Below are 23,397 nucleotides of genomic sequence, written 5' to 3'. Positions count from 1 at the left end.
AGAAATACTGGTCGGTTCCGGGGGCCACTGTACAGTTTGTCCAGTGTTTCGGACGACCCTTGCGCACCTTGTAGTCGTATGCCGAGATTAGTTGGCATGGATGAGTTTCCGGTCAAGGGTATGGACGCCGTCGTCTTCGCCGTCGGCAACGCCAAACAGGCCGCCCACTACTACTCGACCGCGTTCGGGATGCGCCGGGTCGCCTACCGCGGCCCCGAGAACGGCAGCCCCGACGAGGCGGTGCACGTGCTGGAGTCCGGCAGCGCCCGGTTCGTGTTCCGCGGCCCGGTGAAGGCGGGCACGCAGATCGGCCGGCACATCGCCGCGCACGGCGACGGGATCGTCGACCTCGCGATCGAGGTGCCCGACGTCGAGCACGCGTACCGGCACGCGCTCGCCAAGGGCGCCACCGGGCTGGAGGAGCCGCACGTCCTCGCCGACGAGCACGGCAAGGTGACGATCGCGGCGATCGCCACCTACGGCGAGACCCGGCACTCGCTGGTCGACCGCTCCAACTACACCGGCCCCTACCTGCCGGGGTTCGCCGCCGCCGACCCGATCACCGCGCCGCCGGACAAGCGCTTCTTCCAGGCCGTCGACCACTGCGTCGGCAACGTCGAGCACATGGACGAGTGGGCCGACTACTACCACCGCGTCATGGGCTTCACCGACATGGCCGAGTTCGTCGGCGACGACATCGCGACCGAGTACTCGGCGCTGATGTCCAAGGTCGTCGCGGACGGCAGCCGCAAGGTGAAGTTCCCGCTGAACGAGCCGGCGGAGAGCAAGCGCAAGTCGCAGATCGACGAGTACCTGGAGTTCTACGGCGGGCCGGGCGTGCAGCACATCGCGCTGGCCACCAATGACATCCTGGCGTCGGTCGACCGGATGCGCGCGGCCGGCGTGGAGTTCCTGGAGAGCCCGGACTCCTACTACGAGGACGCCGCGCTGCGCGAGCGGATCGGCGAGGTGCGCGTGCCGATCGAGGAGCTGCAGAAGCGCCGCATCCTGGTGGACCGGGACGAGGACGGCTACCTGCTGCAGATCTTCACCAAGCCCGTCCAGGACCGTCCGACCGTCTTCTTCGAGCTGATCGAGCGGCACGGCTCGCTCGGCTTCGGCAAGGGCAACTTCAAGGCCCTGTTCGAGGCGATCGAGCGCGAGCAGGAACTCCGCGGCAACCTGTGACGCCCACTCCCGGACTCGGGGGTCCCGGCCGGTTCCGTCGGCTCCACCGGAGCGGACGGAACCGGCCGCGGCGCGGTGTCCCGGACGTGACCGGCAGCGTGCACACTGTGGGGGCATGAGCGAACCACCGCAGAACCCCCCCGCCTCCGGGCGACGAGACGCCCGCGCAGGACGCGCAGGACGGGCTGGACGCGCAGTCTCCGGAGGCGCCGCCCTCCCCCGAGCGCCCGCCGCCCTACCAGGGCACGTACGGCACCCAGCCCGGCGCCGCCCCGGCGGGCGGCTTCGCGCCGCCGGGCGGCCAGCCCGCACCCGGCTACGGCCAGCCCCAGCAGGGCTATGGACCGCCCCAGCCCGGCTACGGCCAGGGCGTGCCCGGCGGACCGCTGCCGCAGGCGCCGCCCCTGCCCGGCTACGGCGTCCCCGGCGGCCCCCAGGACCAGCTCGCCGGACGCCTCGCGCGGCTCGGCGCGGGGATCCTGGACAGCATCCTGCTCGGCATCCTCGCCATGCCCGCTGCCCTGGCCGCCATCCGCTGGGACAAGATGCAGGAGTCCATCGACTCCGGCGAGCCGGTCACGAACCCGATGGACCTCTACAACATCCCGGTGCTGCTGGCCGGGTACGCGGTCGTCTTCGTGGTGGGCTTCGCGTACTACACCGTCCTGCACGTGAAGTGGGGCCAGACGCTCGGCAAGAAGGCGTTCGGCATCAGGGTGGTGAAGGCGGCCGACCGCTCCGCGATCACCTGGGGCCAGGCGTTCGCCCGGCAGGGGTTCGTCTACGCCATCGCGATCGTCACGCTGGTGCTCAACTTCCTGACGCCGGCCGCCGGGATCCTCGGCCTGGTCGGGCTGCTCGACAACGCCTGGATCCTGTGGGACGAGCGGCGGCAGGCCGTGCACGACAAGGTCGCCGGGACGATGGTCATGAAGGCGACGCCGTGGACGCCGAACCCGTACGCGCGGCCGCCCGGCAAGATTTGATCATCTGAAGGTGGATATTTCGGGCGCTCCCGGACGCGACGATGTTTGGACGGCGGTCGCGTGGCCACGCTGACGACATGACGCAACCGCCGAGAGACCCCGCGTCCGGGGGAGAGCCGGAAGAGAACCGGCCACAGGGACACGAGGAGCCCGGACGGCCGGGACCGTACGAAGGGGGTCCCTACGGCGGCCTCCCGCGGTACGGGGAGCAGCCCCAGGAAGGGCGGCCACCGTACGGAGAGCAGCAGGGCCAGGGAGAACAGCAGGGCTGGGGCCGGCAGCAGGGGCAGGGCTACGGCCAGCAACAGGGCTACGAGCAACAGCAGGGTTACGGCCAGCAGGGTTACGGCCAGCAGGGTTACGGCCAGCAGGGCTATGGGCAGCAGGGGCAGCAGCCCTACGGCGAGCAGCAGTACGGGCAGCAGCCCTACGACCAGCCGTCCTACGGGCAGCAGCCCTACGGGGGCCAGGCCGGGTACGGGAGCGTGCCGGGGTACGGCGGGGGCGGCTACGGGGCCCCGGCGGAGCTGGCGAGCCGGTGGGCGCGGCTCGGCGCCGGCATCCTCGACCTCATCATCGTGGGGATCGTGGCGGGCCTCGTCTCCATCCCGTTCATCGACTGGGACCGCGTCGTCGACCCCGAGCCCGGCTCGTCCTTCTACAACGGCGCCCAGGTCGGGACGAACGCCGTCAGCGTCGTGCTGGCGTTCCTCTACTTCTGGCTGATGCACGCCAAGTGGGGGCAGACGCTCGGCAAGATGCTGCTGCGGATCCGCGTCGTCCGCGACGACGACGGGCAGGCGATCACCAACGGCCAGGCGCTCGGGCGCTCGGCGTTCTACAGCGTGCTCGGCGGCATCTGCGGCTGCATCGGCCTCATCGACATCCTGTGGATCCTGTTCGACCAACGCAAGCAGGCGCTGCACTGCAAGGTGGCGCACACCGTCGTCGTGAAGGCCGAACCGCACACGCCCAACCCCTACGACTTCCGCTGAGCGGGCCTCCCGGCGGGCGCCCGAGTTGCCCGGCGGGGTTCGCTACGGGCAGGCTGGGCGGGTGCATACGGCCGGAAACTCCCCCAGTCCCCGCCCTCACGGGTCGCGGGCCGTCCGCGGTGCCGCGGGACTGGCCGCCCTCGCCGTCGCGGGGTCGCTGACCGCAGCCTGCCAGGGGCCCCTCGGCGGCGGCGACGACCCCGGCGGGCCGGGCGGTTCACCGAAGGGCGCCGCGACCGGCCCCGCGGGCCCGACGACCGCGGGCGACGCCTACGTGCCGGGCGACGGCAACGGCGGCTACGACGTCAAGCACTACGGGCTGAAGCTCACCATCACCCCGGACGGGCCGAAGCAGCTCGCCGGCACCGCGACGATCACCGCGACCGCGACCGAGCGCCTCGCCCGCTTCAACCTCGACCTCACCGGCCTGGACGTCGCGTCCATCAAGGTCAACGGGGCGGCCGCGCGGCACCAGCGCGGCGGCGAGGAGCTGGAGATCACCCCGGCCGAGCCGCTGGCGAAGGGCGCGGAGTTCACCGCGGTCGTCGAGTACTCCGGCACCCCGGAGCCGACGAACGACCCGGTGCTCGGCACCTACGGCTGGATCCGCACCCGCGACGGCGTGTTCGTGGCGTGCCAGCCGAGCGGCGCGCACACCTGGTTCCCGAGCAACGACCACCCGAGCGACAAGGCCACCTTCGACTTCGAGATCACGGTGCCGCAGGGCCTGACGGCGATCGCCAACGGCGAGCCGGAGACGCCGGTCGCGAGCACGGACAGCGGGCCCGGCGCGCCCACGGCGCCCGGCGTGCCGCCGACCGGCGGCCCCGGCACGGGCGGCGGCGGGCCGGGGATCGACCCGGTCGCCTGGCACGGCGCGGCCAAGGGCGCCCCGACGGCCGAGCAGACGACGACGTCGAAGTGGCGCGTGAAGAAGCCGATGGCCACCTACCTCGCGACCGTGGACGTCGGCCGGTTCGCGGTGCGGACGGGCAAGACGGCGAGCGGCATCCCGGTCATCACGGCGGTCGACCCGACGCTGCCCGGCGTCAGCGTCGACCAGTTCCACAAGCTGAACGGCGACATCACCGAGGAGTGGTCGAAGCTCTTCGGCCCCTACCCGTTCTCCTCCACCGGCGGCCTGATCGACAACGCCGAGGTCGGCTTCGCGCTGGAGACGCAGACCCGCCCGGTGTACGGGGCGTTCGGGCTGCAGCCGACGATCGTCGCGCACGAGCTGGCGCACCAGTGGTTCGGCGACAGCGTCAGCCTCACCCGCTGGCAGGACATCTGGTTGAACGAGGGCTTCGCCACCTACGCCGAGTGGCTGTGGGACGAGAAGACCGGCGGCCAGACCGTCCAGGAGCACTTCGACGAGGCGTACAACGGCCTGGGCGCGCGGGAGCTGTGGAACGTCCCGCCCGGCAACCCCGGCCGCAAGCAGATGTTCGGCCGCTCGGTGTACGACCGGGGCGGCATGGCGCTGGTCGCGCTGCGCGACCGGGTCGGCGAGGACGTCTTCTACAAGATCCTGCGGACCTGGACCAAGGAGCGGGCGCACTCCAGCGGGACGACGAAGCAGTTCGTCGCGCTGGCGAACCGGGTGTCGGGCAAGAAGCTCGACGCGTTCTTCGACGACTGGCTCTACAAGAAGGGCCGCCCGGCGAAGTGAGCGGCGGCCGGTCCCGGCCACGGGATCGGCCATGATCAGGCGAATTCGATACCAAATCGCGCTTGCCCCGGCCCACCTCGCGAGAAAGTCTTGATCACGGCAGTGACGGCTTACCGAGGTAACCGAGGACGAGGTCGATGAGCAGAACTCCACGAGCCCTGGCCGCCGTGTCGCTGGGCGTCGCCGCGAGCCTCGCGGTGACCGCGGCGCCCGCGGGCGCCGCCGCCGCGCGCTTCACCCCGGGCGCGCCCGGCGCCGGCGACCCCTACTTCCCGGACATGGGCAACGGCGGCTACGACGTCGCCCACTACGACATCGGGCTGAGGTACGACCCCGCCACGAAGGGGATCCAGGCCGTCACGAAGATCAAGGCGCGGGCGACGCAGAACCTGTCCCGGTTCGACCTGGACTTCCTCGGCCCGCTGAAGATCTCGTCGCTGACGGTGGACGGGCGCAAGGCGTCCTTCAAGCGGACCGGCGCGCAGGAGCTGGTCGTCACGCCGCGCAAGGGGCTGCGCAAGCACCGGCACTTCACCGTGACGGTCGCGTACTCGGGCGTCCCGCAGACGATCAACGACGCGACGCTGGGCACGTCCGGCTGGGTGCCGACGCCCGACGGCGCGGTGATGCTGAACCAGCCGTTCGGCGCCGCCACCGTCTTCCCGGTGAACGACCACCCGACCGACAAGGCGACGTACACCTTCACCCTGTCGGCGCCCAAGGGCCTCACCACGCTCGCCAACGGCAACCTGCGCGGCACCTGGAGCAAGGGCGGCTGGACGACCAGCCGGTGGGACGTCCGCGACCCGATGGCCAGCGAGCTGTCCATGCTCGCGATCGGCAGGTACGACGTCCTCAAGGGCCGGACGGGCGCGGGCGTCCCGAACCTGACGGCCACCGACCAGGCCATGGCGATCAAGCCGGCGGACGCGAAGAAGTTCCACGACCAGACCGCCGAGGTCACCGACTTCCAGGCGTCGGTCTACGGGCGCTACCCGTTCACCTCGACGGGCGGGATCGTGGTCAAGGCCGGCGTCGGCTACGCCCTGGAGACGCAGGGCCGCCCCGTGTACGACCTGGGGCGCCGGCCCGGCAGCATCCCGAGCGGTAGCCTCCTCGCGCACGAGCTGGGCCACCAGTGGTTCGGCGACGCGGTGTCCCCGGCGAAGTGGGCCGACATCTGGCTCAACGAGGGCTTCGCGACGTACTCCGAGTGGCTGTGGGACGAGCACGCGAACGGCACGCCCGTCCAGAAGAGCTTCGACGGCGTGTACGCGACCCCGGCGGAGGACGGCCTGTGGAAGGGCAAGGTCGCCGACCCGGGCCGCGACCACATCTTCGACGGGCTCGTCTACGACCGCGGGGCGATGGCGGTGCACGTGCTGCGCACGACCATCGGCGACCGCGACTTCTTCCGGCTGCTGAAGGCGTGGCCCGCCGCCCACCGGAACGGCAACGCCTCCACGGCGGACTTCGTCCGCTTCGCCGAGCGCCTCTCCCACAAGAACCTGGACGGCTGGGCCAAGGCGTGGCTCTACTCCGAGGGCAAGCCGGCCCTGTAGGCCGGGCCCCCGCCGGGCTCAGCTCAGGGTGAGCGTGTAGCCCTTCTCGCGCAGGCGGCCGATCACGTCTTCGGAGTGGTCGGCCCCTCGCGTCTCCAGGTGCATGAGCACCTCGGCCTCCTCGACGTGCAGCCGGGCGGCGACGCGCTCGTGCATCACGTCCAGGACGTTGACGCCCAGCTCGGCGAGCTCGCCGAGCAGCGTCCCGAGGGCGCCGGGACGGTCCTTGAGCCGGCAGCGGACGACGAGGTACCGGCCGGCGCCGGCGAGGCCGTGCCGCAGCACCTTCGACAGCAGCAGCGGGTCGATGTTGCCGCCCGACAGCAGCACCACGACGGGCGGCTCGAACGCGTACATGTGCTCCAGCATCGCGGCGACGCCCGCCGCCCCCGCCGGCTCGACGACCTGCTTGGCGCGTTCGAGGCAGAGCAGCAGCGCCTGCGAGATCGACTCCTCGGTCACCGTGACGACGGCGTCCACGAGCCCGGTGAACAGGTCGTAGGTGAGGTCGCCGGGCCGGCCGACCGCGATCCCGTCCGCCATGGTCGGCTCGATCTCGACCTGGACGGGCTTCCCGGCGGCGAGCGAGGGCGGGAACGCCGCCGCGCGCTTGGCCTGCGCGCCGAGGAGCTTGACCTCCCGGCCGCCGGCCTCCTTCAGCACGCCCTTGGCCGCCGCGGCGATGCCGGACAGCAGGCCACCGCCGCCCACCGGCGCCACGATGGTGCGGGCGGCCGGGCACTGCTCCATGATCTCCAGCCCGATCGTGCCCTGCCCGGCGACGACGTCGGGGTGGTCGAAGGGGTGGATGAACACCGCGCCGCACTCGTCGGCGTACTTCTGCGCGGCGATGAGGCAGTCGTCGACGGTCGGGCCGGGGAACAGGACCTCGGCGCCGTAGCCCCGGGTCGCGGCGATCTTGGGGAGCGGGGCGCCGGTCGGCATGAACACGGTGGCCTTGCAGCCGAGCATGGACGCGGCGAGCGCGACGCCCTGCGCGTGGTTGCCGGCGCTCGCCGCCACTACGCCGCCGGCCCGCTCGGCCTCGCTCAGCCGGGCGATCCGCACGTACGCGCCGCGGATCTTGAACGAGCCGGTGCGCTGCAGGTTCTCGCACTTGAGCAGGACGGGCCCGCCGAGCTGCTCCGACAGGACCCGGGAGGGGATGAGGGGGGTGGGGACGGCCACCGCGCGCAGCAGCTCGCGGGCGGCGCGGACGTCGTCAACGCTGACGGAGGTCATGCTCCGATCCTCGCACCCCCCGTCCCTCAGTCCGCACTCCAGTAACGATCTTGCTCGTGGATCAGCGCGGCGGCGCCGACGAGCCCCGCGGTCTGGCCGAGCGCCGCCGGGACGATCCGGGCGCGGGTCGCGAACTCCATCCGGGCGTGCGCCGCGAACGCCGCCCGCAGCGGGTCGAACAGCAGCGGCCCGGCCTGGGAGAGGCCGCCGCCGATCGCGGCGACCTCCAGGTCGCACAGGTGCGTCGCGGACGCGAGCGCGATGCCGATGGCGCGCCCGGCGCGCCGCATCGCGGCCCCGGCGACCGGGTCGCCGCGGCGCGCGTCGGCGGCCAGCTCCACGCCGGTGGCGGCGCCGTCGCCGGGCCGCCAGCCCTGCTCCCGCGCCCAGGCGACCAGGCCGGGGCCGCGGGCGATCGCCTCCAGGCAGCCGCGGCCGCCGCAGGCGCACGGCGGGCCGTCCGGCTCGACGACGACGTGGCCGATGTGCCCGGCGTTGCCGCTGGCGCCGTCCACGAGGTGGCCGTCCAGGATGAGCCCGCCGCCGACGCCCGTGGACACCACCATCCCGAGGACGTTGCCGTGCCCGCGCCCGGCACCGAGCCAGTGCTCGCCGACCGCCACGCAGATCGCGTCGTTGTGGACGCGGACGGGCAGTCCCGGGTGGCGGGCGCGGAGCCGCTCGCGCAGCGGGAAGCCCCGCCACGCCGGGATGTTCAGCGGGGACACCTCGGCGGCGGGCCAGGTCATCGGGCCGCCGCAGCCGACGCCGACGCCCGCGAGCGGCGGGTTCCCGGCACCGGCGACGAGCTTGCCGAGCAGGGCGTCCAGCGCGCGCCACAGCTCCTCGCCGTCCGCGCCGGGCGCGTTCGGGGTCGGGGCGCGGTCGTGGGCGGTGACGCGCCCGTCCGGTTCGACGAGGGCGGCGGCGAGCTTCGTCCCGCCGATGTCGACGGCGAGCACGGGCGCGCTCATCGGACGTCCTCCACCCGGTCGCCCAGCCGGTCGCCCGCCCGGCCGAACGCCAGGATGGACGCGGTGAAGCCGTGCACGTGGTTGCGTCCCGAGACGGGGCCGATCTCGCCGGCGGCGAAGAAGCCGCCCACCCCGGCCGGGCCGAACGCGCGGTCGAGGACCTTCGCGTCGTGGTCGGAGTCGGGGAACATCGCCTGCCCGCGCCCGTTGCAGGAGAACAGCAGCGCGCCCTCGACCGGCGTCAGGTCGAACCGTTCGAGCAGCGCGGCGAGGTCCTCCTCGGCGGCGCCCGCGTCGCGGACCTGGAACCGGACGGTGCGCCCCACGTCGACCACGTCGCCGATCGCGATGGCGCCGCTGTCGGGGTCGGCGCCCACGACGCCGCGGACGAGGAAGTCGCCGTGCTCGTGCTCGTCGGCGTACTCGTCCATCGCGACGCCGATCAGCAGCCCGCGCCCGGCGAGCTCCTGCTCCTCCTCCGGCAGCCCGAGGACGATCTGCTCCAGCTTCTCCAGCGCGGGCACGCCCGCCAGCTCGTAGAGGACGTTCTCCTCGGCCTTGGTCACCACCATGTCGGGCCCGATCGGGCGGGCGCCCTGGCTGACCACGGTGGCGGCGGCGACGGACCCGCCGATCACCACGCCGACCGCGCCGTCCCGGTAGACCTCGCCGCCGACGAACAGCCGCGCGTCGCCCTGCCCGCCGTCGCCGGGGCCGCCGCCCTCGGCGAGCCCGCCGACCAGCGGCAGGCCCGGCAGCGCCTCGTCGGAGCGCTCCACGAACGCGTCCACCGGGAAGCTGTAGGGGTCGGCCAGCAGGACGCCGACGACGTCGTCGTCCTGGCCCTCCGGCATCCCGACCACCACCAGGCGGTCGTCGGCCTTGAGGGTCTCCAGCCGGAACGCGTCGAGCCGGGCGCCCGGCAGCACCGCCGCCCAGGCGCTGACCGCGCCGCGCTCCTCCACCCCGCGCCCGGCGCCGATCACCCCCGACGCGCTGCACCCGAGCAGCATCGTCGGTCCCGCCGCCTGCTCCGCGGCCACGACCGCCGCCTCGATCTCGTCCGGATCGTCCCCGGTGACGAACACGCACACCAGGTCCGGCGCCGCGCTCAGCGGGGCGAGCGCCTGCTCGACCGCCGACGCGGCGGCGCTGGACAGATCGGGTCCGAGGGCCAGGCCATCACCGAATCGCGCCATCGGCGCCGCCTCCCTCACCGCATTCACCGGCTCCGTTCACACTTCCAGTCTCCCCCGCGGCGCGCCGTCCACCCAAACACCGGCGGTCCGGGCATGGCGGGACGATTCCCCAAGCGGGGCCGTACGCCGGTTCCGGGCGATTCCAAGGCGCTTTCCCGGGCGGGCGCGGGGCGGTTCTCCGGTCCGGCGGGAATCCGCCGGCCGAGGGTGCGAGTCCCGGGGACCGCGACGTAGTGTCGATCTCGTGCGTCCATCCACCCGTGAAACCACTCCCTCTGGGACAACACTGGGCGAGCTGCGCGCCGGCGGCCACGTCCAGCTTTCCGTGAAGGCCGAGATCCGCCGCAACCTGCTCGACCGGCTGCGATCCGGCGAGCCGCGCTTCCCGGGCATCCTGGGGTTCGACGACACCGTCCTCCCCCACCTGGAGCGCGCCCTGCTCGCCGGGCACGACCTGGTCCTGCTGGGCGAGCGCGGCCAGGGCAAGACGCGGCTGATCCGCACCCTCGCCGGGCTGCTGGACGAGTGGACCCCGGTGGTCGCCGGCTGCGAGATCAACGACCACCCGTACGCGCCGGTGTGCGTGCGCTGCCGCCGCCTCGCCGCCGAACACGGCGACGACCTGCCGGTCGAGTGGCTGCACCGCGACGACCGCTACGGCGAGAAGCTCGCCACCCCCGACACCAGCGTCGGCGACCTCATCGGCGACGTCGACCCGATCAAGGTCGCCGAGGGCCGCACCCTGGGCGACCCGGAGACCGTGCACTTCGGGCTCGTCCCGCGCACCAACCGCGGCGTCTTCTCCATCAACGAGCTGCCCGACCTCGCCGAGCGCATCCAGGTCGCGCTGCTCAACGTGCTGGAGGAGCGCGACGTCCAGATCCGCGGCTACGCGCTGCGGCTGCCGCTGGACGTGCTGCTCGTCGCGTCCGCCAACCCCGAGGACTACACCAACCGGGGCCGCATCATCACCCCGCTGAAGGACCGCTTCGGCGCCGAGATCCGCACCCACTACCCCCTCGAACTGGCCGCCGAGCTCGCGCTGATCAGGCAGGAGTCCGACTTCGCCGACCTCGCCGGGCTGCCCGCCGAGGTGCCCGACCACCTGATCGAGGTGATCGGCCGGTTCACCCGGCTCGTCCGGGAGTCGACGGCGGTGGACGCGCGGTCCGGCGTGTCGGCGCGGTTCGCGCTCGCGGGCGCGGAGACCGTCGCGGCGGGCGCGGTGCGCCGCGCCGCGCTCACCGGCGAGGAGCACGCCGTCGCGCGGGTCTGCGACCTGCCCGCGGTCGTGCCGTCGCTGATGGGCAAGGTCGAGTTCGAGGTCAGCGAGGAGGGCCGCGAGCAGGAGGTGCTGGAGCACCTGCTGCGCCGCGCGGTCGCCGAGACCTACCGGCGCACGCTCGGCGCCGCCGACCTGACCGGCCTGCTCGACAAGTTCGACTCCGGCGAGCGCGTCGAGTCGGGCGAGCTGGTGCCGGCGGCGGAGCTGCTGCGCCGCGTCGGCCAGGTCCCCGGCCTCGCCAAGATCATGGAGCGGCTCGGCCTCAGCGGGGAGTCCCCCGGGCAGGCCGCCGCCGCGCTGGAGTTCGCCCTGGAGGGGCTGTTCCTCACCCGCCGGCTGTCCAAGGACGTCTCCGAGGGCCGGCCCGACGGGACGGCCACCTACCGGACCTGACCCCCGCGCCCCTCGACCCGGTCGTCCGCTCAGCAGGTCTCCACGCGTAAGGAACATCGATGAGCCGATATCGCTACGGGGCCTACGAGGACGGGCCCGATCCGCTCGCACCGCCCTACGACGTCCGCGACGCCCTGGACGCGCTGGGCGACTCGGTGCTGGAGGGCACCCGCCCCGACGACGCGCTGCGCGAGCTGCTGCGGCGCGGCCTGCCGGGCGCGCGGGACCGCCACGGGCTCGACGACCTGCTCCGCCAGGTGCGGGAGCGGCGCCGCGCGCTGCGCGACCGGGGCCGCCTCGACGGCACGCTGGAGCAGGCGCGCGCGCTGCTCGACACCGCGATCGGGCAGGAGCGGGCCGAGCTGTTCCCGGACCCGGGCGACGAGGCGCGGCTGCGCGAGGCGGAGCTGGACACGCTGCCGTCCGACACCTCCCAGGCGATCCGGCGGCTGTCGAACTACGACTGGCGGTCCGACGCGGCCCGCCGCACCTTCGAGCAGCTGAAGGACCTGCTGCGCCGCGAGGTGCTGGACGCGCAGTTCCAGGGCATGAAGCAGGCCCTGGAGAACCAGGACCCGGCCGCCATGCAGCGGGTCAAGGACATGATGGCCGAGCTGAACGGGATGCTCGACCGCGACGCCCGCGGCGAGCACACCCAGGAGGACTTCGACCGCTTCATGGAGCGGTACGGCGACATGTTCCCCGACGAGCCGCGGAACCTGGAGGAGCTGGTCGACTCCCTCGCCCGCCGCGCCGCCGCGATGGACCGGCTGCTCGCCTCGCTGAGCCCCGAGCAGCGCGCCGAGCTGGCCGGGCTGATGGAGCAGGCCATGCAGGACGCGGGCCTCGCCATGGAGATGACCCGGCTCGGCGACGCGCTGCGCGCCCGCCGCCCCGACCTCGGCTGGGGGCAGCCCGAGCAGATGACCGGCGACGACCCGCTCGGCATGGGCGACGCCACCACCGCGCTCGCGGAGCTGGCCGACCTGAGCGAGCTGGAGGCGGCGCTCGGCCAGGACTACCCCGGCGCCCGGCTCGACGACATCGATGAGGAGGCCGTCCGGCGGGCGCTCGGCCGGCAGGCCGTCGACGACCTGGACGCGCTGCGCCGCATCGAGAAGGAACTGGAGCGGCAGGGCTACCTGCGCCGCAACCGCGGCAAGCTGGAGCTCACCCCGAAGGCGGTGCGGCGGCTCGGCGAGACCGCGCTGCGCCGCGTGTTCTCCCAGCTCGCCTCCGGCCGGCCGGGCAACCACGACCAGCGCGACGCCGGGCAGGCGGGCGAGCTGACGGGGGCGAGCCGGGAGTGGCGGTTCGGCGACGAGCAGCCCCTCGACGTCGTCCGGACGGTGAGCAACGCGATCCGCCGCAGCGCCATGGAGGGCGGCACGGGCCTCGTGACGCGCCCGGCGGCGACGGCGCGGGTCGCCGAACCGGGCCTCGCGGAACCGGGCCTGGTCGAACCGGGTACCGCCGACGTCGCCGAGATCACCGGCGCCGACCCCGGCACGGGCGCCGGCACGGGCGCCGGGGCGCGGCCGAACGGGGTCCGGCTGGGCGTCGACGACTTCGAGGTGCACGAGACCGAGCGGCGCACCGGCGCGGCCGTCTGCCTGCTGGTCGACCTGTCGTACTCGATGGTGCTGCGCGGGACGTGGGCGGTCGCCAAGCAGACCACGCTCGCCCTGCACACGCTCGTGACCAGCAAGTTCCCGCAGGACGCGATCCAGATCATCGGGTTCTCCAACTACGCCCGGGTGCTGCACCCGGAGGAGATGGCGGGCCTCGACTGGGACATGGTGCAGGGCACCAACCTGCACCACGCGCTGATGATCGCGGGACGGCATCTGGACCGGCACCCCGACTTCGAGCCGATCGTGCTCGTCGTCACCGACGGGGAGCCGACCGCGCACCTGCGCCCGGACGGCCGCTCGCTGTTCGACTACCCGCCGTCCACCGACACGCTCGTCCTCACCCTCGCCGAGGTCGACAAGATGACCCGGCGCGGCGCCGGCATGAACTTCTTCATGCTCGCCGAGGACCGCCGGCTCGTCTCGTTCGTGGAGGAGGTCGCGCGGCGCAACGGCGGCCGGGTGTTCGCGCCCGACGCCGACCGGCTCGGCGAGTACGTCGTCAGCGACTACCTCCGGGTGCGGCGGGGCCGCCGCTGAGCGCGGGCAGGGGCTAGGGTCGGCGTCATGTCGACTTCCGATCGCATCCTGCTGATCCTGCACATCGGATTCGCGATCTTCACGCTGGGGCCGCTGACGGCCGCGACGATGTCCACGCCGCGCTACATCCGCAAGCGGAACGCGCCCGTGGTCCGGTTCCTCAACTGGACGACCCGCGTCTACGGCCTCGCGACGCTGGGCATCTTCCTGTTCGGCCTCGGCCTCGCGGAGGGGAACTTCGCGCAGGCGTGGCTGACGGTGTCGATGACGCTGTTCATCGTCGCGCTGGCGCTGCTGCTGATCATCGAGCGCGACCAGCGGAAGGCGGCGCGGCTGCTGGAGGAGGCGGCGGCGGGCGCCCAGCCCGCTCCGCAGCCCGCCCCGCAGCCCGCCACGGCTGCGGAGGCCGAGACCGAGAAGGCCGGGCCGGCGAAGACCGAGCCCGAGCCGGACGCGGACGGCGCGTCCACCGCCCCGGCGGCCGTCGCGGGCGGCGAGATCGCGCAGGTGGAGCGCGGCCGGCTGGCCGCGCTGTCCGGCGTCGTGGCGCTGCTCTGGCTGGTGATCCTCGTGCTGATGGTCTGGAACGGCTGAGCCGCCGCCCGGGACCCCGTCCCGCTACTTCTTCAGGTGGCTCTTGAGCCAGCTCACGATCGTCGGGTAGGTGTCGGGGTCGGTCAGCAGCTGCGAGGCGTGCAGCCGGCCGTCGACCGTCTTCACCGTCGTCTTGACGCCCGCCGCCCGCAGCGCGGCCGCCAGCCCGGTGCTCTGGGCGACGGGGACGAAGTCGCCGGTGCCGTGCATCAGCAGCATCGGCGCGTCCCCGCGCGAGACGTGCGTGAGCGTGCTGGCGTCGTCCACCAGCGGCCAGCAGTCCGTGCCGGTGCCGGGCTCGCCGCCGTCGCCCGTCCCGGCCTCCGTGCCCGCACCGGGCTCGGTGCCGGGGCCGGGCGCGGCGCCCGGCGTGCAGTCCAGGAGGTCGACCACGGCCCGCCGCAGCTTGCGCTGGGTGGCGGTGGCGCCGGGCTTCGCGCCGTCCTTGAAGGCGAGGAACGGGTTGTTCGGCGGCGACAGCGCGACGACGCCGCGCACCCGCCGGCCGCCCTTGCCGAGCGCGCCGAGCTGGGTCGCGAGCTGCCCGCCGGCGGACGACCCCATCACCGCGACGCGGGACGGGTCGGCGTTCCACAGCCGGGCGTGCCTGCGGACGAAGTCGAGGGCCGACAGCGCGTCGTCGCGCTGCGCGGGCCAGTGCGCGCGGGGGGCGAGCCGGTAGTTCGCCGACAGGACGACGAACCCCTCCTCGGTCAGCCGCCGCGCGACGTACTTCCAGCCGCCGCCCTTGTCGCCGTGCAGCCAGTAGCCGCCGTGCAGGAACAGCACGACCGGGCGCGCCTCGGCGCCCGCGCCCTTGTCCCGCCAGTAGGCGTCGATCTTCTGCGCGGCGTCGGTGCCGTAGGCGTAGGTGCGGAACTTCGGCAGCTCCGGCGTGACCATGACCGCGTGCGCCGTGACCGTGGCGTCGCCGGGCTCCCCGTCCTGGCCGTTGGCGCCGCTCCCGGGCGCCGTGGTGGACGACGCCGACGGCGACTCGCTCCCCGCGGCGCCGGAGCCGGTGCCCGCGGAGGGACTGGCCGTCGGCGCCGACGGGACGTTCACGGACGGTGTCGGCGCCGGGGCGTTCGCATGGGCGCCCCCCGGGATCGCGACGGCGGACACGCACGCCGCGGCGAACGCCGCCCCACACACCAGTACTTTGCGCACCCCGGGCCCCTTCTTTACGAACCTGGCGCGCTGAGTATAGATGTTTTGATCAAGTTGGGGCGGGAATGGCTCCTCGACTCTCAGCCGGCGTTCAGCCGAGCGCCTGCTCCAGATCGCGCCGCAGGTCGTGCACGTCCTCGATCCCGACGGAGAGCCGCACCAGGTCGGCGGGCACCTCCAGCGGCGATCCGGCGGCCGACGCGTGCGTCATCCGGCCCGGGTGCTCGATCAGCGACTCGACGCCGCCGAGCGACTCGCCGAGCGTGAACAGCTTGGTCCGCTCGCACACCCGGACGGCGGCCTCCTCCGACTCCATCCGGAACGAGACCATGCCGCCGAACGCCTTCATCTGCTTGGCGGCGATGTCGTGGCCGGGGTGCGAGGGCAGCCCCGGGTAGAGGACCTGCCGGACGGCCGGGTGCCGGGTCAGCATCTCGACGATCCGCTCGGCGTTCGCGCAGTGCCGGTCCATCCGCACGCCGAGGGTCTTGATGCCGCGCAGGGTGAGCCAGGAGTCGAACGGCCCGGCGACGGCGCCCATGGCGTTCTGGTGGAAGGCGAGCCGCTCGCCGAGTCCCGCGTCGGCGGTGATGAGCGCGCCCCCGACGACGTCGGAGTGCCCGCCGATGTACTTGGTGGTCGAGTGGACGACGGCGTCCGCGCCGAGGTCCAGCGGGCGCTGCAGGTACGGGGAGGCGAAGGTGTTGTCGACGGCGAGCAGCGCGCCCGCCTCGTGCGCGACCGCGGCGAGCGCCGCGATGTCGGCGATGCCGAGCAGCGGGTTCGTCGGCGTCTCCACCCAGATGATCTTCGTCTCGGGGCGCACCGCGGCCCGCACCGCGGCGATGTCGCCGAGCGGCACCGGGTCGAACGTGACGCCCCACGGCTCGGCGACCTTCGCGAACAGCCGGTAGGTGCCGCCGTAGGCGTCGTTCGGGATGATCACGTGGTCGCCCGGCTTGCAGACCGCGCGCAGCAGCGCGTCCTCGGCGGCGAGACCGGACGCGAACGCGAGCCCGCGCGCGCCGCCCTCTATCTCGGCCAGGCATACTTCCAGCGCGGTACGGGTCGGGTTCGCCGACCGGGAGTACTCGTAGCCCCCGCGCAGGCCGCCGATGCCGTCCTGCTTGTAGGTGGAGACCTGGTAGATCGGCGGGACGACCGCGCCGGTCGCGGGGTCGGGCTCCTGCCCGGCGTGGATGGCCAGGGTCTCGAACCCGTGCTGAACCTCGTTGTCCATGGGTACGAGGCTATCCACCCATCGCCCCTCCTAGAGGAGGAGGCACTCCCCCGGAGGTATCAGCCCTCATTTCAGCGCAGCGGGTGACCCGATCGGCCTCCGCGATCTCTACCGTTTTAGAGGTATCCCAACGACCTTGATTAAGGAAGCCCATGTTCGCTCGGCTCGCGCGCTTCGTCGTGAGACACCCGTGGTGGACGATCGTGGCGTGGCTCGCAGCCGCGGTCGTGATCATCGCCTTCTCCCCCAAGCTGACCACCGAGTCCGACCAGGGCGACTTCCTGCCCTCCAAGTACGAGTCGGTCCAGGCGATGGAGATCGCCGAGAAGGCGTTCCCCCAGCAGGAGGACACCTCCTCGCTGATCGTCGTGAAGCGGTCGGACGGGAAGCAGCTGACGGCCGAGGACACCGCCAAGGTGACCGCGGCCGCCAAGTCGCTGAACGCCGACAAGCCGCAGACCGTCCTGAACTTCCTGACCGGCCCGCAGACCGTGGCGCCGAACAAGGCCGTCCAGGTGATCATGGTGCCGATGCAGGGCACCTCGATGGACGACAGCAAGAAGCAGGGCGACGCGGTCAAGGAGATCCGCAAGGACCTGCCCGCGCTGCTGAAGGGCAGCGGGCTGGAGGCCAAGGTCGGCGGTGACGTGGCCGGCTTCGTCGACAACGAGGACTCCTTCAACAAGTCCTTCGAGATCGTCGGCATCGCCACCTTCGTGCTGATCATCGGACTGATCCTGCTGATCTTCCGGGCACCGCTGGCGGCACTGCTGCCGATCATCGTGATCATGGTGACGATGCAGGTCTCGATGGGCCTGATCGGCGCCGCCTCGAAGCTCTTCAACTTCTCCGGCGACGACAGTCTCGGCACCATCATCCTGATCGTCTTGTTCGGCATCGGCGCGGACTACTACCTGTTCCTGATGTTCCGGTTCCGGGAGCGGCTGCGGGCCGGCGACGACAAGAAGACCGCGATGATCACCGCGGTGGAGCGTGTCGGCGAGGTCATCTCCTCGGCCGCCGCCGCGATCGCCGTCACGTTCCTGGTGCTGCTGCTCGCGACGTTCGGTGTCTTCAGCGCCTGGGGCCCGTCCCTCGCCATCGCCGTCGTCGTCATGGGCATCACCTCGCTGACGCTCTTCCCGGCGCTGGTGTCGCTGCTCGGCACGGCCGTGTTCTGGCCGTCCAAGGCGTGGAAGAAGCAGCCGAAGGGCTCGATCTCCGCCGCCATCGGCCGGGGCGTCGGCAAGCGCCCGGCGGTCGCCGCCGCGGCGTCCGGCCTCGTGCTGATCGTGCTGGCGCTCGGCGCCCTCGGGTTCAAGGCCGACTACGACTTCGCGGCCGGATTCCCGCAGGACACCGAGTCGGCCCAGGCGACGAAGGACATGGAGAAGGGCTTCCCGCCCGGCCTCACCACCCCGGTCCAGGTGTTCATCAAGTCGGAGAACGGGCAGCCGGTCACCGAGCAGCAGGTGGCCACCTTCAGCCAGGCCGCCAAGACCGCTCCCGGCGTCGGCCGGGTGCAGCAGCCGGTCCCCGGTCAGGACAAGTCCGTCGTGCGGGTCGACCTCGTGCTGAAGACCAACCCGATGTCGAACAAGGCGATCAGCCTGGTCAAGGACGACCTCACGCCGGCCGTCCACAAGGCGGCCCCGGAGGGCACCCGTACCTACGTCGGCGGCGCGACGGCGGTCTTCTCCGACATCAACGCCGTCAACAACCGCGACCTGTCGGTCATCCTGCCGGTGGCGGCGGTGCTGATCGCGCTGATCCTGGCCCTGCTGCTGCGCTCGGTCGTCGCCCCGCTCTACCTGGTCGTATCGGTCCTGCTGGGCTTCGCCGCGACGCTCGGCTCCGCGGTGTACGTCTTCCAGGGCGGGATGGGCGAGCCCGGCGTCACCTTCCAGTTGCCGATCATCCTCTACCTGTTCGTGCTGGCCATCGGGACCGACTACAACATCCTGATGACCGCGCGGCTGCGCGAGGAGGCGAAGGAGGGCAACGACCCGCGGCGGGCGGCGGCCCTGGCCGTCCAGCACGGCGGCCCGACCGTCGCCGCGGCGGGTCTCATCCTGGCCGGCACGTTCTCGGTGATGATGCTCGCGCCGGTCTCGATGCTCAAGCAGATGGGCTTCTCCGTCGCGATCGGCATCGCGCTGTCGGCGTTCGTCATGTCGATGTTCCTGGTGCCGGGCATCACCGCGCTGCTGGGCCACAAGGCCTGGTGGCCGGGGCACGGCGACGAGCCGAAGAAGAAGCCGGTCGGCCCCGCCGACACGCGCGAGGACTTCGTCCCGTCCGGGTTCCGCCAGTAGGAACCCCCAAGACGTCGGGTTGCGGAGCCCGGCCCGAAACGCCGCCCACCGGCTGGGCTCCGCAACCCGACACCTTCACCCGCCTCTCGGGGGGTGTGGGGGGCGTCCCCCCACAGGGAACAGAGAAGGCCCGGAGACCGTCTCGGTCTCCGGGCCTTCGCCGTTCGGGCGGCCGTTCGGTCAGCCGGTGGCGGACGCCAGGAAGGACAGCAGGTCCTGGCGGGTGACGAGGCCCTTCGGCTTGCCGTCCACGAGGACGACCGCCGCGCCGGACTTCTCCAGCACGCCGACGGCCTTGCTCACCGGCTCGCCGTACCCGAGCGTCGGCAGCGGCGCCGCCATGTGCAGCTCGACGGGCTCGGACATCTTGGCCTCGCCCTTCACCATGATGTCGAGCAGGTCGCTCTCGCCGACCGAGCCGACCACCTCGGCCGCCATCACCGGCGGCTCCTCCTTCATCACCGGGACCTGCGACACCTCGTACTCGCGCATGACGGCGATCGCGGTCTGCACGCTCTCGTGCGGGTGGACGTGCACGAACTCCGGCAGCGTGCCGCCCTTGCGGGTGAGCACCTCGCCGACCCGGGCCTCCTCGGTGTTCGGGGTGAGGAACCCGTAGTCGGCCATCCAGCCGTCGTTGAAGATCTTGCCGAGGTAGCCGCGGCCGCCGTCGGGCAGCAGCACCACGACCACCGCGTCCGGGCCGGCCTTCTCGGCGACGCGCAGCGCGGCGACCACCGCCATCCCGCAGGACCCGCCGACCAGCAGCGCCTCCTCGCGGGCGAGGCGCCGGGTCATCAGGAACGAGTCCTTGTCGGACACGGCGATGACGTCGTCGCAGATGTCGCGGTCGTAGGTCTCGGGCCAGATGTCCTCGCCGACGCCCTCGGTCAGGTAGGGGCGGCCCGTGCCGCCCGAGTACACCGAGCCCTCCGGGTCGGCGCCGATGATCCGCACCCGGCCGCCGGACACCTCCTTGAGGTAGCGGCCGGTGCCGCTGATCGTCCCGCCGGTGCCGATGCCCGCGACGAAGTGGGTGATGCGGCCCTCGGTCTGCTCCCACAGTTCGGGGCCGGTCGTCTCGTAGTGCGACCGCGGGTTCTGCGGGTTGGTGTACTGGTTCGGCTTCCACGCGCCGGGGATCTCGGCGGCGAGCCGGTCGGAGACCGAGTAGTAGGAGTCGGGGTGCTCGGGGGTCACCGCCGTCGGGCAGACGACGACCTCGGCGCCGTACGCGCGCAGCACGTCGATCTTGTCCTTGCCGACCTTGTCGGGGCAGACGAAGACGCAGCGGTAGCCGCGCTCCTGGGCCACGATGGCGAGGCCCACCCCGGTGTTGCCGGAGGTCGGCTCGACGATCGTCCCGCCCGGGCGCAGTTCGCCGGACTGCTCCGCCGCGTCGATCATGCGGACCGCGATGCGGTCCTTCACGGACCCGCCCGGGTTGAAGTACTCCACCTTGGCGAGCACCTGCGGCCGCAGGTCCCCCGTCACCTTGCGCAGCCGAACGAGCGGGGTGTTGCCCATCAGTTCGACGAGCGAGTCGTGTACGTGCACCGCGACATCCTTGTCGTTCAGTGATTGATCTGAGCGCCGCGACCCGGTGGCGCCGCCGGTAAAGCGGCGGAGCGGGTGCGGCTCCGGAAGGTTTCCCGTTTCCGACGTTAGCCGAGATCCAGCGGGCAGGCATCAAAGCGGCAGCGCGCGGGTAGAAAGATGATCACGGAGGGTCAAGGCAGCATGTTGAGAGCATTCACCGCGCGCCGGATCGCGGCGGCGGCGGCCTACGGCGGCGGTGGCATCACCGCCCTCGGCGGCATGACCTTCGGCCTCATCGTCGTCGAGGCCAGGCTCGCCCGCCGGATCATCCAGGCGACGCCCAACGGCGACCCGCCCGCCGCGGACGGCCTGTACGGCGAGCGGGCGGGCGGCGACCCGCTGTCGCTGGTCATGCTCGGCGACTCGACCGCCGCCGGCCTCGGCGTCCACACCTCGGCGGAGACGCCCGCCGCGCTGCTGGCCGGCTGGCTCGCCGAGGCCGCGGGACGGCCCGTCCGGCTGACCACCGTGGCCCGCTCCGGCGCCCGGTCGCAGGCCCTGCACGGCCAGGTCGACCGGGCGGTGCGGGCCCGTCCCGACCTCGCCGTCATCATGATCGGCGCGAACGACGTGACCGGCCGGGTCGGGCCCGCCGAGTCCGTCCGGCACCTGGCGGAGGCCGTCCGGCGGCTGCGCGCCGCGGGCGCCCACGTCGTCGTCGGCACCTGCCCCGACCTCGGCTCGGTGAAGCCGCTGATGCAGCCGCTGCGCTGGTTCGCGCGGCGCGCCTGCCGCCAGCTCGCCGCCGCGCAGACCATCGCCGTCGTCGAGCACGGCGGCCGCTCGGTCTCCCTCGGCGACCTGCTGGGGCGCGAGTTCGCCGCGGACCCGCTGTCGATGTTCTCCGAGGACCGCTACCACCCGTCCGCCCGCGGCTACGCCGCCGCGGCCGCGGCCGTCCTGCCGTCGATGGCGGCGGCGCTCGGCCTCGAGCCGGACCTGCCCGGCGCGGCCGCCCGCCCGGTCGCGCAGGCCGCCGCCGAGGCCGCCGAACGGGCCGGTACCGAGGTCAGCGGCGCCTCCGTCGCGGGCGACGACCGGGGCCCGCGGGGCCGCTGGGCGACGCTGCGGTACCCGCTGCACCGCCCGCTGCGGCGGGCGCTGGTCCGCCCGCTGTCGACCGGCGTCGCCGCGCTCGCGGCCGTCGCCCCGGCGCGCCGGCTGGCGCGCTGCGCGACCGGCATCGCCCAGGCCCGGCAGCGCCTCCGCGACCGCCGCGCACGCCGTCCGGCCGCAGAGACCGGCGGTGGCTGAGCCGACCGGGACCCGTCCGGTCACCGGTAGACGGGCCCCGGCGCCGCCGGGCGCCGTCCGGCCGGCCCGCCGCCCGCGCTTGCGGCGGCCCGGCCGGTGGCACGGCTCCCAGCGTCCGGCGACGCGCGTCCCGGGCGCATGGGGCGGCCGTCACCGCGGCGCCGGGATCCCGGTAAGCCCGCACTTATTGGACGCGCCGTCGACTAAGCCCGGGGGCCGCCGTGCACGGGGCGGCCGCCAGCGGTTAGATTGACCGGGTGACCGGTGAGTAAGTTGACACCGTTCCGGCCGCTGAGACAGGAGACCCGCTATGCCCGAGGCAGTCATCGTCGCGACCGCGCGCTCGCCCATCGGCCGCGCGTTCAAGGGGTCGCTCAAGGACATCCGGCCCGACGACCTCACCGCCCAGATGATCACCGCCGCGATGGCGAAGGTCCCGCAGCTCGGCCCGGACCAGATCGACGATCTGCTGCTCGGCTGCGGGCTGCCCGGCGGCGAGCAGGGCTACAACATGGCCCGCGTCGTGTCCGTCCTGCTGGGCTGGGACAACGTGCCCGGCGCCACGATCACCCGGTACTGCTCGTCCTCGCTCCAGACGACCCGGATGGCGCTGCACGCGATCAAGGCCGGCGAGGCCGACGTGATCGTCTCGGCCGGGGTGGAGACCGTCAGCCGGTTCGCCAAGGGCAGCAGCGACGGCCTCCCCGACACCCAGAACCCGCTGTTCGCGGACGCGCAGGCCCGCACCGCCAAGGCGGGCGAGGGCGGCGCGCCGGTGTGGCACGACCCGCGCGAGGACGGCACGCTCCCCGACATCTACATCGCGATGGGGCAGACCGCCGAGAACGTGGCCGGGCTGCGCGGCGTCAGCCGGCAGGCGCAGGACGAGTTCGGCGTCCGCTCGCAGAACCTCGCCGAGAAGGCGCTCGCCAACGGCTTCTGGGAGAAGGACATCACCCCGGTGACGCTGCCGGACGGCACCGTCGTCGCCAAGGACGACGGCCCCCGGCCCGGCACCACCTACGAGAAGGTGTCGCAGCTCCAGCCGGTGTTCCGCCCCGACGGGACGGTCACCGCGGGCAACTGCTGCCCGCTGAACGACGGCGCCGCCGCGGTCGTCGTGATGAGCGACACCAAGGCCGCCGAGCTCGGCATCACCCCGCTGGCCCGGATCGTGTCGACCGGCGTCACCGGCCTGTCCCCCGAGATCATGGGGCTCGGCCCGGTCGAGGCGTCCCGCAAGGCCCTCGCCAAGGCCGGCATGACGATCGGCGACATCGACCTCGCCGAGATCAACGAGGCGTTCGCGGCGCAGGTGCTGCCGTCCGCCGAGGACCTCGGCATCGACCACGACAAGCTGAACGTCAACGGCGGCGCGATCGCGGTCGGTCACCCGTTCGGCATGACCGGCGCCCGCATCACCTCCACGCTCGTCAACGGGCTCAAGTTCCACGACAAGCAGTTCGGTCTGGAGACGATGTGCGTGGGCGGCGGCCAGGGCATGGCGATGGTTTTGGAGCGCCTCTCCTGAGTCACTCTCCGGGTGGCCCGCGCCGCA

17 protein-coding genes are annotated in these 23,397 nt (G+C 73.0%); 11 read left to right on the top strand and 6 right to left on the bottom strand.

Annotation, left to right across the window (positions count from 1 at the left end; translation table 11 throughout):
• The first annotated feature begins 96 nt into the window (after positions 1-96).
• From hppD to HUT06_RS08790, 5 genes are all read left to right on the top strand, one after another.
• Positions 97-1,188 carry a 4-hydroxyphenylpyruvate dioxygenase gene (hppD, locus tag HUT06_RS08810; protein ID WP_176195261.1) on the top strand — a complete coding sequence of 364 codons (1,092 nt, stop codon included), beginning with the start codon at positions 97-99 and terminating at the stop codon, positions 1,186-1,188.
• Positions 1,189-1,559: 371 nt separating this feature from the next.
• The gene (locus tag HUT06_RS08805; RefSeq protein ID WP_176195260.1) at positions 1,560-2,174 is read left to right on the top strand and encodes an RDD family protein; all 615 of its coding nucleotides are present in this window, start codon (positions 1,560-1,562) and stop codon (positions 2,172-2,174) included.
• Positions 2,175-2,251: 77 nt separating this feature from the next.
• Positions 2,252-3,169, top strand: a complete 918-nt coding sequence (locus tag HUT06_RS08800) for an RDD family protein (RefSeq protein WP_176195259.1) — start codon at positions 2,252-2,254, stop codon at positions 3,167-3,169.
• A gap of 61 nt (positions 3,170-3,230) precedes the next feature.
• Complete coding sequence (locus HUT06_RS08795; protein ID WP_254715056.1) at positions 3,231-4,841, top strand: M1 family metallopeptidase; 1,611 nt, start codon at positions 3,231-3,233, stop codon at positions 4,839-4,841.
• Between the two features lie 137 nt (positions 4,842-4,978).
• Positions 4,979-6,403 carry a M1 family metallopeptidase gene (locus HUT06_RS08790; protein ID WP_176195258.1) on the top strand — a complete coding sequence of 475 codons (1,425 nt, stop codon included), beginning with the start codon at positions 4,979-4,981 and terminating at the stop codon, positions 6,401-6,403.
• A gap of 18 nt (positions 6,404-6,421) precedes the next feature.
• Here the strand turns inward: HUT06_RS08790 and ilvA are convergent, their stop codons facing one another.
• Genes ilvA through HUT06_RS08775 form a run of 3 tightly spaced genes read right to left on the bottom strand, consistent with a single transcriptional unit; the run spans position 6,422 to position 9,818 of the window.
• On the bottom strand, positions 6,422-7,645 hold the full coding sequence (ilvA, locus tag HUT06_RS08785) for a threonine ammonia-lyase (protein WP_176195257.1): 1,224 nt from the start codon (positions 7,643-7,645) through the stop codon (positions 6,422-6,424).
• Between the two features lie 26 nt (positions 7,646-7,671).
• Positions 7,672-8,619 (bottom strand): ROK family protein, encoded by a 948-nt coding sequence (locus HUT06_RS08780; RefSeq protein WP_176195256.1) that lies wholly within the window; start codon positions 8,617-8,619, stop codon positions 7,672-7,674.
• Positions 8,616-9,818 carry an FIST N-terminal domain-containing protein gene (locus HUT06_RS08775; protein ID WP_176195255.1) on the bottom strand — a complete coding sequence of 401 codons (1,203 nt, stop codon included), beginning with the start codon at positions 9,816-9,818 and terminating at the stop codon, positions 8,616-8,618. The genes HUT06_RS08780 and HUT06_RS08775 overlap by 4 nt, the downstream gene beginning before the upstream one ends.
• Positions 9,819-10,062: 244 nt before the next feature.
• On the opposite strand from HUT06_RS08775, the gene HUT06_RS08770 reads away from it, so the two are divergent.
• From HUT06_RS08770 to HUT06_RS08760, 3 genes are read left to right on the top strand one after another with little or no spacing between them, the layout of a single operon-like run.
• The gene (locus HUT06_RS08770) at positions 10,063-11,496 is read left to right on the top strand and encodes a sigma 54-interacting transcriptional regulator (protein WP_176195254.1); all 1,434 of its coding nucleotides are present in this window, start codon (positions 10,063-10,065) and stop codon (positions 11,494-11,496) included.
• Positions 11,497-11,555: 59 nt separating this feature from the next.
• A complete protein-coding gene (locus HUT06_RS08765; RefSeq protein ID WP_176195253.1) occupies positions 11,556-13,667 on the top strand; it encodes a VWA domain-containing protein in 2,112 nt (703 codons plus the stop codon).
• 27 nt (positions 13,668-13,694) lie between these two features.
• Complete coding sequence (locus tag HUT06_RS08760; protein ID WP_176195252.1) at positions 13,695-14,261, top strand: hypothetical protein; 567 nt, start codon at positions 13,695-13,697, stop codon at positions 14,259-14,261.
• 24 nt (positions 14,262-14,285) lie between these two features.
• Here the strand turns inward: HUT06_RS08760 and HUT06_RS08755 are convergent, their stop codons facing one another.
• Together HUT06_RS08755 and HUT06_RS08750 are read right to left on the bottom strand one after the other, a co-directional pair.
• Positions 14,286-15,431 (bottom strand): alpha/beta hydrolase fold domain-containing protein, encoded by a 1,146-nt coding sequence (locus HUT06_RS08755; RefSeq protein WP_254715055.1) that lies wholly within the window; start codon positions 15,429-15,431, stop codon positions 14,286-14,288.
• Between the two features lie 91 nt (positions 15,432-15,522).
• On the bottom strand, positions 15,523-16,671 hold the full coding sequence (locus tag HUT06_RS08750) for a cystathionine gamma-synthase (RefSeq protein WP_176195251.1): 1,149 nt from the start codon (positions 16,669-16,671) through the stop codon (positions 15,523-15,525).
• 152 nt (positions 16,672-16,823) lie between these two features.
• On the opposite strand from HUT06_RS08750, the gene HUT06_RS08745 reads away from it, so the two are divergent.
• Positions 16,824-18,986 (top strand): MMPL family transporter, encoded by a 2,163-nt coding sequence (locus HUT06_RS08745; RefSeq protein ID WP_176195250.1) that lies wholly within the window; start codon positions 16,824-16,826, stop codon positions 18,984-18,986.
• A gap of 180 nt (positions 18,987-19,166) precedes the next feature.
• On the opposite strand, the gene HUT06_RS08740 is transcribed toward HUT06_RS08745, so the two are convergent.
• A complete protein-coding gene (locus HUT06_RS08740; protein ID WP_176195249.1) occupies positions 19,167-20,543 on the bottom strand; it encodes a cystathionine beta-synthase in 1,377 nt (458 codons plus the stop codon).
• Positions 20,544-20,726: 183 nt separating this feature from the next.
• Between HUT06_RS08740 and HUT06_RS08735 the strand changes: the two genes are divergently transcribed.
• Positions 20,727-21,839: an SGNH/GDSL hydrolase family protein gene (locus HUT06_RS08735; protein ID WP_176195248.1), complete on the top strand. Its 1,113-nt coding sequence runs from the start codon at positions 20,727-20,729 to the stop codon at positions 21,837-21,839.
• 310 nt (positions 21,840-22,149) lie between these two features.
• Positions 22,150-23,370 (top strand): acetyl-CoA C-acetyltransferase, encoded by a 1,221-nt coding sequence (locus HUT06_RS08730; RefSeq protein ID WP_176195247.1) that lies wholly within the window; start codon positions 22,150-22,152, stop codon positions 23,368-23,370.
• The last annotated feature ends 27 nt before the right edge of the window (positions 23,371-23,397 follow it).

Source organism: Actinomadura sp. NAK00032 (genome assembly GCF_013364275.1).
Lineage (GTDB): Bacteria > Actinomycetota > Actinomycetes > Streptosporangiales > Streptosporangiaceae > Spirillospora.
Note: the sequence above shows the minus strand (reverse complement) of the source record. Positions and strands in the feature narration are given on the sequence as shown.

What these genes read in the sequence shown, in the direction of transcription:
- HUT06_RS08750 (WP_176195251.1), bottom strand. Translation starts at nt 16,671, where the DNA reads ATGGACAACGAGGTTCAGCACGGGTTCGAGACCCTGGCCATCCACGCC.
- hppD (WP_176195261.1), top strand. Translation starts at nt 97, where the DNA reads ATGGATGAGTTTCCGGTCAAGGGTATGGACGCCGTCGTCTTCGCCGTC.
- ilvA (WP_176195257.1), bottom strand. Translation starts at nt 7,645, where the DNA reads ATGACCTCCGTCAGCGTTGACGACGTCCGCGCCGCCCGCGAGCTGCTG.
- HUT06_RS08760 (WP_176195252.1), top strand. Translation starts at nt 13,695, where the DNA reads ATGTCGACTTCCGATCGCATCCTGCTGATCCTGCACATCGGATTCGCG.
- HUT06_RS08765 (WP_176195253.1), top strand. Translation starts at nt 11,556, where the DNA reads ATGAGCCGATATCGCTACGGGGCCTACGAGGACGGGCCCGATCCGCTC.
- HUT06_RS08790 (WP_176195258.1), top strand. Translation starts at nt 4,979, where the DNA reads ATGAGCAGAACTCCACGAGCCCTGGCCGCCGTGTCGCTGGGCGTCGCC.
- HUT06_RS08730 (WP_176195247.1), top strand. Translation starts at nt 22,150, where the DNA reads ATGCCCGAGGCAGTCATCGTCGCGACCGCGCGCTCGCCCATCGGCCGC.
- HUT06_RS08745 (WP_176195250.1), top strand. Translation starts at nt 16,824, where the DNA reads ATGTTCGCTCGGCTCGCGCGCTTCGTCGTGAGACACCCGTGGTGGACG.
- HUT06_RS08735 (WP_176195248.1), top strand. Translation starts at nt 20,727, where the DNA reads ATGTTGAGAGCATTCACCGCGCGCCGGATCGCGGCGGCGGCGGCCTAC.
- HUT06_RS08780 (WP_176195256.1), bottom strand. Translation starts at nt 8,619, where the DNA reads ATGAGCGCGCCCGTGCTCGCCGTCGACATCGGCGGGACGAAGCTCGCC.
- HUT06_RS08800 (WP_176195259.1), top strand. Translation starts at nt 2,252, where the DNA reads ATGACGCAACCGCCGAGAGACCCCGCGTCCGGGGGAGAGCCGGAAGAG.
- HUT06_RS08775 (WP_176195255.1), bottom strand. Translation starts at nt 9,818, where the DNA reads ATGGCGCGATTCGGTGATGGCCTGGCCCTCGGACCCGATCTGTCCAGC.